15 protein-coding genes are annotated in these 14,566 nt (G+C 72.0%); 10 read left to right on the forward strand and 5 right to left on the reverse strand.

The window, feature by feature from the left end:
• Positions 1-101: 101 nt before the first annotated feature.
• A complete protein-coding gene (recQ, locus tag ACIBTX_RS31920) occupies positions 102-1,943 on the reverse strand; it encodes a DNA helicase RecQ (protein ID WP_357170838.1) in 1,842 nt (613 codons plus the stop codon).
• A 72-nt stretch (positions 1,944-2,015) separates the two neighbouring features.
• Positions 2,016-2,504, reverse strand: coding sequence for a hypothetical protein (locus ACIBTX_RS31925; protein WP_396833386.1), 489 nt, complete (start codon positions 2,502-2,504; stop codon positions 2,016-2,018).
• Positions 2,505-2,653: 149 nt separating this feature from the next.
• Here ACIBTX_RS31925 and ACIBTX_RS31930 point away from each other — a divergent pair, with 149 nt between their 5' ends.
• The 10 genes from ACIBTX_RS31930 (at position 2,654) to ACIBTX_RS31975 (ending at position 11,071) form a co-directional block, all read left to right on the forward strand.
• A complete protein-coding gene (locus ACIBTX_RS31930) occupies positions 2,654-3,502 on the forward strand; it encodes a DUF5753 domain-containing protein (protein ID WP_357170842.1) in 849 nt (282 codons plus the stop codon).
• A gap of 23 nt (positions 3,503-3,525) precedes the next feature.
• Positions 3,526-3,729, forward strand: coding sequence for a DUF397 domain-containing protein (locus ACIBTX_RS31935; protein WP_357134270.1), 204 nt, complete (start codon positions 3,526-3,528; stop codon positions 3,727-3,729).
• A gap of 156 nt (positions 3,730-3,885) precedes the next feature.
• A complete protein-coding gene (rapZ, locus tag ACIBTX_RS31940; protein WP_357170844.1) occupies positions 3,886-4,791 on the forward strand; it encodes an RNase adapter RapZ in 906 nt (301 codons plus the stop codon).
• Positions 4,788-5,939: a 2-phospho-L-lactate transferase CofD family protein gene (locus ACIBTX_RS31945; RefSeq protein WP_357134272.1), complete on the forward strand. Its 1,152-nt coding sequence runs from the start codon at positions 4,788-4,790 to the stop codon at positions 5,937-5,939. The genes rapZ and ACIBTX_RS31945 overlap by 4 nt, the downstream gene beginning before the upstream one ends.
• Before the next feature lie 54 nt (positions 5,940-5,993).
• A complete protein-coding gene (gene whiA, locus ACIBTX_RS31950) occupies positions 5,994-6,974 on the forward strand; it encodes a DNA-binding protein WhiA (protein WP_030337350.1) in 981 nt (326 codons plus the stop codon).
• Positions 6,975-7,239: 265 nt separating this feature from the next.
• Entirely contained in the window at positions 7,240-8,244 is a 1,005-nt protein-coding gene (gene gap, locus ACIBTX_RS31955; protein ID WP_357134274.1) for a type I glyceraldehyde-3-phosphate dehydrogenase, read from the forward strand.
• Positions 8,241-9,440, forward strand: coding sequence for a phosphoglycerate kinase (locus tag ACIBTX_RS31960; RefSeq protein WP_357397932.1), 1,200 nt, complete (start codon positions 8,241-8,243; stop codon positions 9,438-9,440). The genes gap and ACIBTX_RS31960 overlap by 4 nt, the downstream gene beginning before the upstream one ends.
• Positions 9,441-9,442: 2 nt before the next feature.
• Positions 9,443-10,234, forward strand: coding sequence for a triose-phosphate isomerase (gene tpiA, locus ACIBTX_RS31965; RefSeq protein WP_357134278.1), 792 nt, complete (start codon positions 9,443-9,445; stop codon positions 10,232-10,234).
• 95 nt (positions 10,235-10,329) lie between these two features.
• Positions 10,330-10,590: a preprotein translocase subunit SecG gene (secG, locus tag ACIBTX_RS31970; RefSeq protein ID WP_357134280.1), complete on the forward strand. Its 261-nt coding sequence runs from the start codon at positions 10,330-10,332 to the stop codon at positions 10,588-10,590.
• A gap of 139 nt (positions 10,591-10,729) precedes the next feature.
• Positions 10,730-11,071: an RNA polymerase-binding protein RbpA gene (locus tag ACIBTX_RS31975; RefSeq protein ID WP_357134282.1), complete on the forward strand. Its 342-nt coding sequence runs from the start codon at positions 10,730-10,732 to the stop codon at positions 11,069-11,071.
• Positions 11,072-11,125: 54 nt separating this feature from the next.
• Here the strand turns inward: ACIBTX_RS31975 and pgl are convergent, their stop codons facing one another.
• From pgl to zwf, 3 genes are all read right to left on the reverse strand, one after another.
• Complete coding sequence (pgl, locus tag ACIBTX_RS31980; RefSeq protein ID WP_357134284.1) at positions 11,126-11,896, reverse strand: 6-phosphogluconolactonase; 771 nt, start codon at positions 11,894-11,896, stop codon at positions 11,126-11,128.
• A 124-nt stretch (positions 11,897-12,020) separates the two neighbouring features.
• Positions 12,021-13,037, reverse strand: coding sequence for a glucose-6-phosphate dehydrogenase assembly protein OpcA (locus tag ACIBTX_RS31985; protein WP_357134286.1), 1,017 nt, complete (start codon positions 13,035-13,037; stop codon positions 12,021-12,023).
• Positions 13,034-14,548, reverse strand: a complete 1,515-nt coding sequence (gene zwf, locus ACIBTX_RS31990; RefSeq protein ID WP_357134368.1) for a glucose-6-phosphate dehydrogenase — start codon at positions 14,546-14,548, stop codon at positions 13,034-13,036. Before zwf ends, ACIBTX_RS31985 begins: the two co-directional genes overlap by 4 nt.
• Positions 14,549-14,566: the final 18 nt, after the last annotated feature.

Below are 14,566 nucleotides of genomic sequence, written 5' to 3' on the forward strand. Positions count from 1 at the left end.
AACACCTCGCCGACTGGATCGCCACCCGCGGCTACGCCACCAGCTGACAACCACACCGCAAAGGGCCGGACCCCACGGGGTCCGGCCCTTTCGGCATAAGGTCACTCGCCAGCGAGGACGGCCAGGATCTGCTCGCCGTACTTGGCGAGTTTGTTCTCGCCGACGCCGTTGACGCGGGACAGTTCGGCCAGCGAGGTGGGCTCGTCGCTCGCGATCTGGCGCAGCGTCGCGTCGTGGAAGATGACGTACGCCGGCACGCCCTGCTCCTTGGCGGTGGCCGCCCGCCAGGCGCGCAGCCGTTCGAAGACGGACGCGGCGGCCGGGGTCAGCTCGGCCGCGACGGTGGACGAGCCGCGCGGCTTCGACGAGCGGCTCGACGCCGGCTTCTCCGGTTCGCGGCGCATGGTGACGGTACGACGACGGCCCAGCACGTCGGCGCTCGCCTCGGTCAGCGCGAGCGTGCCGTAGTCGCCCTCGACGGCGAGCAGCCCTTCGGCGAGGAGCTGCCGGACCACGCCCCGCCACTCGGCCTCGCTCAACTCCGTGCCGATACCGAAGACGGTCAGCGCGTCGTGACCGTACTGGCTGATCTTGTCGGTCTGCTTGCCGAGCAGGATGTCGACGCAGTGCCCGGCGCCGAACCGCTGGTTGCGTTCGCGGTCGAGGCGGAACACGGTGGACAGCAGCTTCTGGGCGGCGACCGTGCCGTCCCAGGACTCCGGTGGGTTGAGGCAGGTGTCGCAGTTGCCGCAGGCCGAGGTTTCGCTCTCGCCGAAGTATTCGAGTAGCTGCACCCGGCGGCACCGGACCGTCTCGCAGAGCGCGAGCATCGCGTCGAGGTGCGCGGCGAGGTTGCGGCGATGGGCCAGGTCGCCGTCGGACGTCTCGATCAGCTTGCGCTGCTGCACCACGTCCTGCAGGCCGTACGCCAGCCAGGCGGTGGACGGCAGCCCGTCGCGGCCGGCGCGGCCGGTCTCCTGGTAGTAGCCCTCGACCGACTTGGGCAGGTCGAGGTGGGCCACGAAGCGGACGTCGGGCTTGTCGATGCCCATGCCGAAGGCGATGGTGGCCACCATGACCAGGCCGTCCTCGCGCAGGAAGCGGTGCTGGTTGGCGGCGCGGGTCGCCGCGTCGAGGCCGGCGTGGTAGGGCAGCGCGGCGATGCCGTTGGCGGTCAGGAACTCGGCGGTCTTGTCGACCGAGGCGCGGGACAGGCAGTAGACGATGCCCGCGTCACCGGGATGCTCGTCGCGCAGCAGGGCGAGCAGTTGCTTGCGGGGCTCCCGCTTGGGCACGATCCGGTACTGGATGTTGGGCCGGTCGAAGCTGGCCACGAAGTGTCGCGCGTCGTCGAGGCCCAGCCTGCTGGCGATCTCGCGGCGGGTGGCGCTCGTCGCGGTGGCGGTCAACGCGATGCGGGGGACCTGCGGCCACCGCTCGTGCAGCATCGACAGGGCCAGGTAGTCGGGCCGGAAGTCGTGCCCCCACTGCGACACGCAGTGCGCCTCGTCGATCGCGAACAGGGAGATGCGCCCCCGGTCGAGCAGGGCGAGGGTGGACCGGACGCCGAGCGCCTCCGGCGCCAGGTAGAGCAGGTCCAGCTCGCCGGCCACGAAGGCCGCCTCGACCCGGCGGCGGGCGTCGAGGGTCTGCGTCGAGTTGAGGAAGCCGGCGCGTACGCCGACCGCGGTGAGCGCGTCCACCTGGTCCTGCATGAGCGCGATCAGCGGCGACACGACGACCGCGACGCCGTCGCGGACCAGGGCCGGGATCTGGTAGCACAGCGATTTGCCGCCACCGGTGGGCATCAGCACCAGCGCGTCGCCGCCGGCGACGACATGGTCGATGACCTGCTGCTGGAAGCCGCGGAAGGCGTCGTAGCCGAACACCCGGCGCAGCGCCGCCAGCGCGTCGTCGGTCCGCAGCTCGGTCGGGGAAGCCATCCGGGGAGTCTACGAGCCCTCCCCGACAGCATCGCCCGCACGGCGGCCGGCGCGTCCGCCGCGCCGCGACGGTCACTGCGCCGACGTGCCGTCTCCGTCGCCCCAGCAGAGCCCACCGATGCCGGCCGCGCTGTGGAAGCCGGGGTGTCCGTTGACGTCCATGCAGACTTCGTTGTCGGGGCCGCTCCGGCCGCAGAACACCGGCTCGACGTGGTGCCAGGCGTCGGCCCGGGACAGCAGCGCGGCCCCGGCGGCCACCTCGGGGCGCAGGGCGGTCACCCCCTCCGTGTAGACGACGGCCTGGTCGCGGGCCTCCGTCAGGTCCGTCGCCAGGTAGGACAGGTGCAGCGTCCAGCGCCGGGCCGCCGGCCGCTCGCGCTCCGTCGGACCCAGAGCGATGAGGTACGACGACAGTGTCTCCGGCGTTGCCAACGCGAATTCGATGGCGGCCCGGACCCGCTCGGACACGTCGGCCCGGTCGAGCAGGTCGGTCAGGTCGTCCTGGCCGTCACGGGGCCGCCGGGACTCACCATCCCAACGAGACGATCGATTGTCCGTCACGATGCCCTGCCTCTCCGTAGCGGATCCTCGTCAAGAGCCTGGACCAGGCGAGGCAAAAATGCAACGTCGCCATTCTTTGGAAACAGATGCTTGAGGTGTCGTCGCTCTTGGGTAAGAATCGATCACTCACAGTGGAGGTGACGGCGGCGATGGCACAGGTGCCCAGTCCGACGATCAGAGCCCGCCGGCTGCGGCGCGAGTTGCGCCGCCTGCGGGACCGCACCGGGCACACCGCCGAGGAGGTCGCCAAGATCCTGGGCTGGCACCGGACGAAGGTCATCCGCTTCGAACTCGGACACTCGCGGGTGATGCCCAAGGACCTGCCCCCGCTGCTCGACCTCTACGACGCATCCGAGGGCGAGCGGGAGTCGCTGAACGCGCTGCTGCGGCAGTCCCGGCAGAAGGGGTGGTGGAGCGCGTACGGCGACGTGCTGCCGGACGACTTCGTCGGCTTCGAGGCGGAGGCGACGTCGATCAGCGCGTTCGAGTGTCTGTACGTTCCCGGCCTGTTGCAGACGGAGCAGTACGTCCGCGCCATCGTCAGAGCGGGTCGCAGCACCGCCGACCAGGACGAGACCGACCGGCGGGTGGCAGCCCGACTCGCCCGCAAGGCCATGCTCTCGCGCGACGTGCCGCCGAAGCTGTGGATGGTGCTTGATGAGGCGGCTGTCCGTCGCGTCGTGGGTGGCAGGGACGTGATGCGAGCGCAGCTCGCCCGCCTGATCGAGGCATGTGAGCTGCCTACTGTCGAGATCCAGATCTTGCCGTTCGCCGCCGGCGCGCACGCGGGAATGGGCGGCCCGTTCACCCTGCTCGACTATGCCGATCCGAGCCTGGACCCCACCGTCGTCTATCTCGACAACGACTCCAGCACGCTCCTGCTCGAAGAGGAGAGGCACGTCGCCCGATATAGACTCATGTTCGATCACCTCATGGCCAAGGCGCTCGACCCTGACGAGTCGGCTGGCTTCCTGGCACGGGTGGCGGGTGACTACTGACCGGGACGCAAGGGGTTTGACCGATGACGGCTCCGGACACTCCCACGGCCACGTGGTGTAAGAGCAGCCGAAGCAGTGCAAGCGGCTCGAACTGCGTCGAGGTGGCCGTACTCCCCGAGGGGCTGGCGGTGCGGGACTCCAAGGACCCGGGCGGCCCGGCGCTCGTCTTCGGCCGGGACGCCTGGTCGTCGTTCGTGACCGGCCTGCGACGCGATCCGCGCGGCTGAACGTTCCGTCGCCGGAGGGCGGCGCTACCACGCCCCCGGCCCGCCCGCGGCGCGCGGCGGCGGGCGTGCCCGTGCCCACCCCGACCGGCGGGATAGAGTCGCTGATTGACCAATCGCGGCCGATGGCGGCCGCGGCGCCACGTCTTGGGGGTACGGGTGAGCGAGGCGCACACTGTCGGTGACGGGCAGCCGACGGCCGAGTCGGAGACCACCCTGGTGGTGGTCACCGGGCTGTCCGGTGGCGGTCGCAGCACCGTCGCCCGCGCGTTGGAGAACGTCGGCTACTACGTCGTGGACAACCTGCCGCAGGCGCTCATGCTCGACATGGCCGAGCTGGCGTTCAAGGCCGGCGGCGCCGCCCGGCGTACGGCGATGGTCCTGGACGTGCGCTCGCGCGCCTTCTCCACCGACCTGGCGGGGGCGATCCGGGAGCTGAAGGAGCGCGGCTTCTCGCCCCGGGTGGTGTTCGTCGACGCCGACGACGAGGTGCTGATCCGTCGGTTCGAGAGTGTCCGGCGCTCGCACCCGTTGCAGGGTGACGGGCGGCTCGCCGACGGTATCGCCGTCGAGCGCGGGCTGCTGGAGGAGGCCCGCGACCAGGCCGACGTGATCATCGACACCAGCCACCTGAACGTCAACCAGCTCCGCCGGCGCATCGAGGAGCTGTTCGGCGGCGAGGACGCCCGGCGGCTGCGGGTGACCGTGCTCTCGTTCGGCTTCAAGTACGGCCTGCCGCCGGACGCCGACTTCGTGCTGGACGCCCGGTTTCTGCCCAACCCGTACTGGGTGCCGGAGCTGCGCGAGCACACCGGCCGGGAGGAGGCGGTCAGCGCGTACGTGCTGGGGCAGGAGGGCGCGGACGCCTTCGTGGCCTCGTACGCCGACCTGGTCAACGCCACCACCACGGGGTTCGAGCGGGAGGGCAAGCGGTACCTGACCGTGGCCGTGGGCTGCACCGGCGGCAAGCACCGCAGCGTGGCCATCGCCGAGGAGCTGGCCGGCCGGCTGCGTCAGTCGGGGCTGGCGGCGAACGCCCAGCACCGCGACCTGGGGCGGGAATGACGACGCGCCGGGTGGTGGCGTTCGGCGGCGGGCACGGCCTGTCGGCGTCGCTGCGCGCGCTGCGGCACTGCGCCCCCGAACTCGACCTGGACATCACCGCCGTGGTGACGGTCGGCGACGACGGCGGTTCCAGTGGCCGGCTGCGCGCCGAACGGGGTGGCCTGCCCCCGGGTGACCTGCGGCAGGCCCTGGTCGCGCTGGCCGGCGACCATCCGGCCACCCGACGCAGCGCCGGGCTCTTCCAGCACCGCTTCGCGGCGGCGCAGGCTGTCCGCGTACCCCAGCATGCCGGGACCGACGCGGCCCCGGCGGCGCGCGACGCGCCCGGCGTGGGCGCGGACCCGGTTGCCCGAGCGCACGCGACCCCGGCAGCCGGCGACGCGCTGCGGACGGACGCGGACCCGGTTGCCCGAAAGCCGACAGACGCGGACCCGGCGGCGGGTGACGGGGCCCGCGCGGACGGCCTGGCCGGGCACGCGGTGGGCAACCTGGTGCTCAGCGGCCTCATGGAGCTGCTCGGCGACCCGGTGGCGGCGCTGGAGCACGCCGGGGCGATGCTCGGCGCGGTCGGGCGGGTGCTGCCGATGTCGCGCCAGCCGGTCGACATCGAGGCGCGGGTGCGCGGGGTCGACCCGGACGCCCCGGACGAGGTGCGGACCGTGCGCGGTCAGCACCAGGTGGCGGTCACGACCGGGCGGGTCGAGTCGCTGCGCCTGACGCCGGCCGCCCCGGCGGCCTGCGCCGAGGCCCTGGCCGCGATCGGCGCGGCGGACTGGTTGATCTTCGGGCCGGGTAGCTGGTACACGAGCGTGCTGCCGCACCTGCTGGTGCCGCAGTTGGCCGACGCGATCGTGTCCAGCTCGGCCCGACGCCTGGTCACGCTGAACCTGGCCGCGGAGAAGGAGACCCTCGGCCTCTCGGTCGCCGATCATCTGGCGGCGCTGCACTGGTACCTGCCGGAGCTGAAGGTTGATCTCGTGCTGGCGGACGCCAAGGCGGTGGGTGACCCGGAACCGGTCGAACGTGCGGCAGAATCGCTGGGTGCCCGCCTGGTCCTAGCCCCCGTCGCCGTCACCGACGGCACTCCCCGCCATGATCCGGCTGCCCTGGGCGCCGCGCTGGTGCCTGTCCTGGGCGCCGATCGTTAGACACGTACGTAATCACCGGCGACACGCCGGAACAGGTCCGTGAGGGGACGCACAATGGCGATGACGGCTGCGGTCAAGGACGAGCTGAGTCGGGTCGACGTGCCCAAGCCCTGCTGTCGGCGGGCGGAGATGGCCGCGCTGCTGCGCTTCGCCGGAGGGCTGCACATCGTCTCCGGCCGGGTGGTGGTGGAGGCGGAGCTGGACACCGGCGCGGTGGCGCGTCGGCTGCGCCGGGAAATCGCCGAGGTCTACGGCTACCCGAGCGAGATCCACGTGCTCGCCTCCGGCGGGCTGCGCAAGGGCAGCCACTTCATCGTCCGGGTGGTCAAGGACGGCGAGGCGCTCGCGCGGCAGACCGGCCTGCTGGACGTGCGCGGCCGGCCGGTGCGGGGGCTGCCCCCGCACGTGGTGGCGGCGAACGTCTGCTGCGCGGTCTCGGCGTGGCGGGGCGCGTTCATGGCGCACGGCTCGCTCACCGAGCCCGGCCGCTCCAGCGCGTTGGAGATCACCTGCCCGGGGCCGGAGTCGGCGCTCGCGCTGGTCGGCGCGGCCCGCCGGATCGGCATCACGGCCAAGAACCGTGAGGTACGCGGGGTGGACCGGGTCGTCGTCAAGGACGGCGACGCGATCGCCGCGCTGCTCACCCGCATCGGCGCGCACTCCAGCGTGCTGGCCTGGGAGGAACGTCGGGTACGCCGGGAGGTGCGGGCCACCGCCAACCGGCTGGCCAACTTCGACGACGCGAACCTGCGCCGCTCGGCGCGCGCCGCGGTGGCCGCCGCCGCCCGGGTCACCCGCGCCCTGGAGATCCTGGCCGACGAGGCCCCCAACCACCTCACCGACGCGGGGAGGCTGCGCCTGGAGCACCGGCAGGCGTCGCTGGAGGAGCTGGGGGCGCTGGCCGACCCGCCGCTGACCAAGGACGCCATCGCCGGGCGGATCCGCCGCCTGCTGGCGCTGGCCGACAAGCGGGCCCGGGACCTCGGCATCCCGGATACGGAAGCAGCCGTCACACCCGACATGCTCGTGGTCTGATAGGACGGTGGGCCCGTACGGTGCGCCGGGAGCACGCCCCGGCGCGGCGTGCTCCCGCACGCTCGGATAGGGTCGCTGAGTACGGCAAGGGGGCCGACATCGGCACCTCTCGTCGTGCCCACCGCCTCGGGCGGTCAGGTCCTCAGACCGCGCGGCGGGGTGGCCGAGATGAACCGTCGACGGCCGGCTCCAACGGTCGGCGCACACCATTCCCGCCGGCCCGTTGAGTCAAGCCGGCGGACCAGAACGCGAGGAGATGGGACCTGTGACCATCCGGGTTGGCATCAACGGCTTTGGCCGAATCGGCCGTAACTTCTTCCGGGCAGTGCTGGCGTCCGACGCCGACATCGAGGTCGTGGCGGTCAACGACCTGACCGACAACGGCACGCTCGCCCACCTGCTCAAGTACGACAGCATCCTGGGTCGCCTGCCGTACGAGGTGAAGGCCACCGCCGACGAGATCACCGTCGGTGGCAAGACCATCAAGGCGTTCGCCGAGAAGGACCCGGCGGCGCTGGCGTGGGGCGAGGTCGGCGCCGACGTCGTCATCGAGTCGACGGGCTTCTTCACCGACGGCACCAAGGCCAAGGCGCACATCGACGGCGGCGCCAAGAAGGTCATCATCTCCGCCCCGGCGAAGAACGAGGACGTCACCGTGGTCATGGGTGTCAACCACGACACCTACGACCCGGCGAAGCACACCATCATCTCCAACGCCTCGTGCACGACGAACTGCCTCGCCCCGATGGCGAAGGTCCTGCAGGACACGTTCGGCATCACCAAGGGTCTGATGACGACGATCCACGCGTACACCCAGGACCAGAACCTGCAGGACGCGCCGCACAAGGACCTGCGCCGGGCGCGCGCCGCCGCGCTGAACATCGTCCCGACCTCCACCGGCGCCGCGAAGGCCATCGGCCTGGTGCTGCCGGAGCTGAAGGGCAAGCTCGACGGGTACGCGCTGCGGGTGCCGATCCCGACCGGCTCGGCCACCGACCTGACCGTCGAGGTCGGCCGGGAGACCACCGTGGACGAGGTCAACGCCGCGCTGAAGGCCGCCGCGGAGGGCCCGCTCAAGGGCATCCTGGTTTACAACGAGGACCCGATCGTCTCCTCCGACATCGTCACCGACCCGGCGTCGTGCATCTTCGACGCGCCGCTGACCAAGGTCATCGGCAACCAGGTCAAGGTCGTCGGCTGGTACGACAACGAGTGGGGCTACTCGAACCGCCTCGTCGACCTCGTCAAGCTGGTCGGTTCGTCGCTGTGAGCATCCGGACCCTCGACGACCTGCTCGCCGAGGGGGTGTCGGGTCGGCGCGTGCTGGTGCGCGCCGACCTGAACGTCCCGCTCGACAAGCAGTCCGGTGCCATCACCGACGACGGCCGCATCCGCGCGGTGCTGCCGACCCTGGGCGCGCTGGTCGAGGCCGGCGCGAAGGTGGTCGTCTGCTCGCACCTGGGCCGGCCGAAGGGCGCGCCCGACCCGCAGTTCAGCCTGAGCCCGGTCGCCGACCGGCTCGGTGAGCTGCTCGGCGCGCCGGTGCACTTCGCCACCGACACCGTCGGTGACTCCGCCCGCTCGACCGTCGCCGACCTGGCCGACGGCCAGGTCGCCCTGCTGGAGAACCTGCGCTTCAACGCCGGTGAGACCAGCAAGGACGAGGCCGAGCGGGGCGCGTTCGCCGACCAGCTCGCCGCGTTCGGCGACGCGTACGTCGACGACGCGTTCGGCGCCGTGCACCGCAAGCACGCCAGCGTGTACGACGTGCCGGCGCGGCTGCCGCACGTGGCCGGCCGGCTGGTGCTGCGCGAGGTCGAGGTGCTCTCCAAGCTGACCAGCGAGCCCGAGCGGCCGTACGTGGTGGTGCTCGGCGGGTCCAAGGTCTCCGACAAGCTGGCCGTGATCGAGGCGCTGCTGCCGACGGTCGACCGGCTGCTCATCGGCGGCGGGATGTGCTTCACCTTCCTCAAGGCCCAGGGCCTGGAGGTGGGCACGTCGCTGCTGGAGAAGGACATGGTCGAGACCTGCCGCAACCTGCTGGAGCGGGCCGACGGCAAGATCCTGCTCCCGGTCGACGTGGTGGTCGCGGACGCGTTCGCGCCGGATGCCGCGCACGACACGGTCCGCGTCGACGGCATCCCGAGCCACCGGCTCGGCCTGGACATCGGCCCGGAGACGGTCGCCGGCTTCGCCGCCGCCCTGTCCCAGGCGAAGACGATCTTCTGGAACGGGCCGATGGGCGTGTTCGAGATGGCCGCCTTCGCGGCCGGCACCCGGGGTATCGCCGAGGCGATCACCAAGGCCGACGCGTTCAGCGTCGTCGGCGGCGGTGACAGCGCGGCGGCCGTGCGGGCGTTGGGCCTGGACGAGTCGAGCTTCGGTCACATCTCCACCGGTGGCGGCGCCTCCCTGGAGTACCTGGAGGGCAAGACCCTCCCCGGCATCGCGGCCCTGGAGAACTGAGCATGGCGAGCACGACCCGCCGGCCGTTGATGGCCGGCAACTGGAAGATGAACCTCAACCACCTCGAAGCCAACCTGCTCGTGCAGAAGCTGGCCGCGAGCCTCACCGAGAAGCAGCTCACCGAGGTCGAGACGGTGGTGCTGCCGCCGTTCACTGACCTGCGTACCGTGCAGACGGCGGTGGACGGCGACAAGCTGCTGATCGGCTACGGCGGGCAGGACCTGTCCCCGCACGCCTCCGGCGCGTACACCGGTGACATCTCCGGGCCGCTGCTGGCCAAGCTCGGCTGCACGTACGTGGTGGTCGGGCACTCCGAGCGGCGGGCCTACCACCACGAGGACGACTCGGTCGTCAACGCGAAGGTGAAGGCGGCGCTCACGCACGGCCTGACCCCCATCCTCTGCGTGGGGGAGGGGCTGGACGTGCGCGAGCAGGGCACCCACGTGGCGCACTGCTCCGACCAGCTCGACGGGGGCCTCGCCGGGCTCACGCCCGAGCAGGTACGCCAGGTCGTCATCGCGTACGAGCCGGTCTGGGCGATCGGCACCGGCAAGACGGCCACGCCGGAGGACGCCCAGGAGGTCTGCGGCGCGGTCCGCCAGCGGCTGGCAGAGCGCTTCGACGCCGAGACCGCTGACGCCGTCCGGGTCCTCTACGGCGGCTCGGTCAAGGCGTCAAACGTCGCCTCGATCATGGCCCAGCCGGACGTGGACGGCGGCCTGGTGGGCGGCGCGAGCCTGGACGCGGAGGAATTCGCGCAGATCTGCCGCTTCCCCGAGCACATCGCTCGCTGATCGCTCGCTATTCTGGACACCGCCCGTCCACCGGCCGGTGCCGGAGTGCCCGACCTGTCCGGGCGAGGATCGCTACGAGAGGACTGCCCCCAGCCATGCCGATCTGGTTCGCATACACGTTGATCGTGTTGCTGGTCATCACGAGCATTCTGCTCACCCTGCTCATCCTGCTGCACCGCGGTAAGGGCGGCGGGTTGTCGAGCATGTTCGGCGGCGGTGTCAGCTCCAGCCTCGCCGGCTCCTCGGTGGCCGAGAAGAACCTGGATCGGTACACCGTTCTGGTGGGTGTCGTCTGGTTCGCGGCAATCGTCGGGCTGGGTCTCTGGCTCCGTCTCCAGATGAACAGCGGCACCTGAGCAAGCCCGCCAAGTCGTACAATCTGCGCGCGGTCCGTCACTCGACGGGCCGCGCGCAGTATTTTCTCCGCTGCACCGCGTCGCCCGCCGCCCATCCCCGACGGCGGCGGGTCCCCTCCGACGACAGGAGCGAGCAGCCGTGCCCAGTGGCAATGTCATCCGTGGCGCCCGCGTCGGGTCCGCGCCCATGCGCCCGGACGAGCGGCACCAGCCGGCCCCCCGACAGGCCGTCACCTACTGGTGCCGCAACGATCACCAGACCGACATCAGGATCGCGGCCGACGCCACGGCGCCGCCGCTGTGGGACTGCCCCCGCTGCGGGCTCCCCGCCGGCCTGGACGCCGAGAACCCGCCCGGACGGGTCCGCGCCGAGCCCTACAAGAGCCACCTGGCGTACGTGAAGGAGCGGCGTACCGCCGAGGAGGGGGAGGCGTTGCTGGCCGAGGCCCTCGCCGCGCTGCGCCGCCGACGCGGCGAGTGAAAGGAAGGGCCCCTTATTCAACGCCAGGCGGTAATAAGGGGCCCTTCCTTTCACTCAGCGCAGGCTGCGCAGGCGGGCCGGCACGTCCGCGGCGGCCGCGCGGTCCAGCAACCAGCGGGTACGGTCCACGCCGTGCACCCCGGCGGCCGGGAGCTGCACCGGCCCCGCGCCGGCCAGAGCCATGCCCACCGCGCGTGCCTTGTCGGCGCCGGCGGCCACCAGCCAGACCTCCTCGGCGGTGTTGATCGCCCCCAGGGTGAGGGTGGTCCGCACCGGCGGCGGCTTCGGGCTGCCCCGCACCGCGCTGACCGGCCGCGTGTCGTGGTGCACCGGGTGCTCCGGGAAGACCGAGGCGACGTGCCCGTCCTCGCCCACACCGAGCATCAGCACGTCGAAGTGCGGCAGCGCGGCGTGCCCCGGCCGGGCGGCGCGGGCCAGCTCCTCGGCGTACGCGGCGGCGGCCGCCTCGGGGTCGTTGCCGGCCGGGCCGTCGGAGGCCGGCATGGCGTGCACCCGGGCCGGGTCCAGCGGCACCGAGTCCAGCAGGGCGGCCCGCGCCTGGGTCTCGTTGCGCTCCGGGTCACCGGACGGCAGGAACCGCTCGTCGCCCCACCACACGTCGACCCGGGACCAGTCGACCGCGTCGCGGGCCGGCAGCTGCGCCACCGCCCGGTAGACGGCGGCGGCGACCCGACCACCGGTGAGGACCACCGCGGCCTCGCCCCGGTCGGCCTGGGCGTCGAGCACCTTCACCAGCAGTCGGGCCGCCACGGCCTGCGCCAGCAGATCGGCGTCGGCGTGGACGGCGACACTCGCCTCACTCATGGGTTGTGCCTTCGTTTCCGGACCGCTGGGCGGTCGCTGTCGCGTCGTGCCCGGACGCCGAGCGTCCGGAGGTGGCGGTGCGGGGCCGGGACGGTGCGTCCCGGCCCTGCCGGTGTCGTACTGCTCAGCTCTCGCCGCTCGTGCCGGTGTGCGCGGTGACCCCGGCCTCGGCGCGCTGGGCCGTGGCCGGATCCTTCCAGACGTGCACCCGCTGCGGCGGGCGCTGCTCCAGACCGCGCAGGCCGGCGGTCGCGCCCAACGCCTCCGCGTACACCTGGTCGGCGTCGAGGCGGCGCAGCTCCTCGGCCAGCTCGTCGCCGAGCGGCCGACGGACCAGCGGCAGCGCCCGATCCTCCTGACCGGTCCGCCGGAACACCGCCAGGCTGTCCTCGCGGGTCAGCGTCAGCTTGTCGCCGTTGGCGCAGGTCAACTGCACCTCGCGCATTCGGGGGAACTCGTCGGTGTCCACCCGGCGCGGGGTGATGCCGAGCCGGCTGGACAGCCAACCGACCATCAGGGCCGCCGTCGGGTCGCTGGGTGGCGCGACGACGGTCGCCTCGGTGACCTGCTCGCTGGTGGTGTCGAACGCCCCGGCGACCAGGGTCCGCCACGGGGTGATCCGGGTCCACGCCAGGTCGGTGTCGCCCGGGGCGTAGTCCCGGGCCCGCTGGCGCAGCGCCTCCACCGGGTCGGCGGCCTGCGCGGAGTCGGTGATCCGCCGGTCCGCGACCACACCGAGGAAGTCGGTGGCGATCTCCGCGGGCGGCTCACCGTGCCACCAGGTCACCACCGGTACGTCCGGCACCAGCAGCGGCATGACCACCGACTCGGCGTGCAGGGCGAGCCGCCCGTACATCCGAGTGACCACGGCCTCGCACGGGCCGAGACGACCGCCGACCACGATCTCCGCGTCCAGCCGGTTCCGGTCCCGCTCGATGTCGGAGCGGACCACGACCACCAGCCGGCACGGGTGGGCGGCGGCGGCGATGGTCGCCGCCGCCTCCGCCTCGCGCACGCGCTTCTCGTCCACCACCACGATGAGGGTGAGCGCCATGCCGCTGGCCACACCACCGGCGCTACGCCGCTCGGCGGCCAGCGCCTTGACCACCTCGTTGCCGGTGGTGTCCCACAGCCCGATCATGCTCTTCTCCAAGCGCGGCCCTCACGGGCCAGCATCTCGTCAGCCGCCCGTGGACCCCACTCGCCGGCCCGGTACGGCTCCGGGGTGGTGCCCACCCAGGCGTGCTCCAGCGGGTCGATGACCTGCCAGCTCTGCTCGACCTCGGCGGCGTCCGGGAACAGCGTGCGGTCCCCGATCAGCACGTCCAGGACGAGCCGCTCGTACGCCTCCGGGCTGGACTCGGTGAACGCCTCGCCGTACTGGAAGTCCATGGCGATGTCGCGGACCTCCATGGTGGTGCCCGGTACCTTCGAGCCGAACTTGAGCACCACGCCCTCGTCCGGCTGCACCCGGATGACCAACTGGTTGTTGCCCAGCGACTCCATGTCGGCGTCGTTGAACGGCAGGTGCGGCGCCTTCTTGAACATGATGGCGACTTCGGTGACCCGCCGGGGGAGTCGCTTGCCGGCCCGGATGTAGAACGGCACCTCGGCCCAGCGCCGGTTCTGGATGCCGAGGCGCACCGCCACGTACGTCTCCGTGGTGGAGTCGGCGGGCACGTCCCGCTCCTCCCGGTAGCCGACCGCGCGCTCGCCGCCCACCCAGCCGGGCAGGTACTGGCCCCGGACGGTGTCCCGGGCCACGTCCTTCGGCAGGGTGATCGCCTTGAGCACCTTCAGCTTCTCGGCCCGGATCTCGTCGGCGTCGAAGCTGGTCGGCTCCTCCATCGCCACCAGGGCCAGGAGTTGGAGCAAGTGGTTCTGCAGCACGTCGCGGGCGGTGCCGACGGTGTCGTAGAAGCCGGCCCGGGTGCCGATGCCGACGTCCTCGGCCATGGTGATCTGCACCGAGTCCACGTACTTGGAGTTCCACAGCGGCTCGAACAGGTTGTTGGCGAACCGCAGGGCCAGGATGTTCTGGACGGTCTCCTTGCCCAGGTAGTGGTCGATCCGGAAGACGTCCTGCCGGGTGAACACGTCGTCGACCAGGTCGTTGAGCGCCTTCGCCGACGGCAGGTCGTTGCCGAACGGCTTCTCCACCACGACCCGCCGCCAACCGCCGGACTTGTCGTTGTCGGCCATCCCGGTGCGGGCCAACTGCTTGAGCACGACGGGGAAGGCGGCCGGGGGGATGGAGAAGTAGAACGCCGCGTTACCGGCGATGCCGTGGGTCTGGCGCAGGTCGTCCAAGGTCGAGGCGAGCTGGTCGAAGGCGGCGTCGTCGTCGAACGAGCCGCCCACGAACTTGATGTTGCCGGCCAGCCGCGCCCAGACCTCGTCCCGCCACGGCGTACGGGCGTGCTTCTTGGCCGCCTCGCAGGCCAGGGTCTCGAAGTCACCGTCGCCCCAGTCGCGGCGCGCGAAGCCGAGCACCACGAAACCGGGCGGCAGCAGCCCCCGGTTCGCCAGGTCGTAGACCGCCGGCAGCAACTTCTTGCGGGCCAGGTCGCCGGTCACCCCGAAGATCACCAGAGCGCACGGCTCGGGGATCCGGGGCAACCGGCGGTCCTGCGGGTCGCGTAGCGGGTTCACGCCTTGGGTCACGTCGTC

Source organism: Micromonospora sp. NPDC049359 (assembly GCF_044466585.1).
GTDB lineage: Bacteria > Actinomycetota > Actinomycetes > Mycobacteriales > Micromonosporaceae > Micromonospora.

Bases quoted from the DNA above. Each gene is read 5' to 3' on its own strand.
- recQ (WP_357170838.1), bottom strand. From the start codon at position 1,943: ATGGCTTCCCCGACCGAGCTGCGGACCGACGACGCGCTGGCGGCGCTG.
- ACIBTX_RS31930 (WP_357170842.1), top strand. From the start codon at position 2,654: ATGGCACAGGTGCCCAGTCCGACGATCAGAGCCCGCCGGCTGCGGCGC.
- ACIBTX_RS31935 (WP_357134270.1), top strand. From the start codon at position 3,526: ATGACGGCTCCGGACACTCCCACGGCCACGTGGTGTAAGAGCAGCCGA.
- ACIBTX_RS31945 (WP_357134272.1), top strand. From the start codon at position 4,788: ATGACGACGCGCCGGGTGGTGGCGTTCGGCGGCGGGCACGGCCTGTCG.
- whiA (WP_030337350.1), top strand. From the start codon at position 5,994: ATGGCGATGACGGCTGCGGTCAAGGACGAGCTGAGTCGGGTCGACGTG.
- tpiA (WP_357134278.1), top strand. From the start codon at position 9,443: ATGGCGAGCACGACCCGCCGGCCGTTGATGGCCGGCAACTGGAAGATG.
- secG (WP_357134280.1), top strand. From the start codon at position 10,330: ATGCCGATCTGGTTCGCATACACGTTGATCGTGTTGCTGGTCATCACG.
- pgl (WP_357134284.1), bottom strand. From the start codon at position 11,896: ATGAGTGAGGCGAGTGTCGCCGTCCACGCCGACGCCGATCTGCTGGCG.
- ACIBTX_RS31985 (WP_357134286.1), bottom strand. From the start codon at position 13,037: ATGATCGGGCTGTGGGACACCACCGGCAACGAGGTGGTCAAGGCGCTG.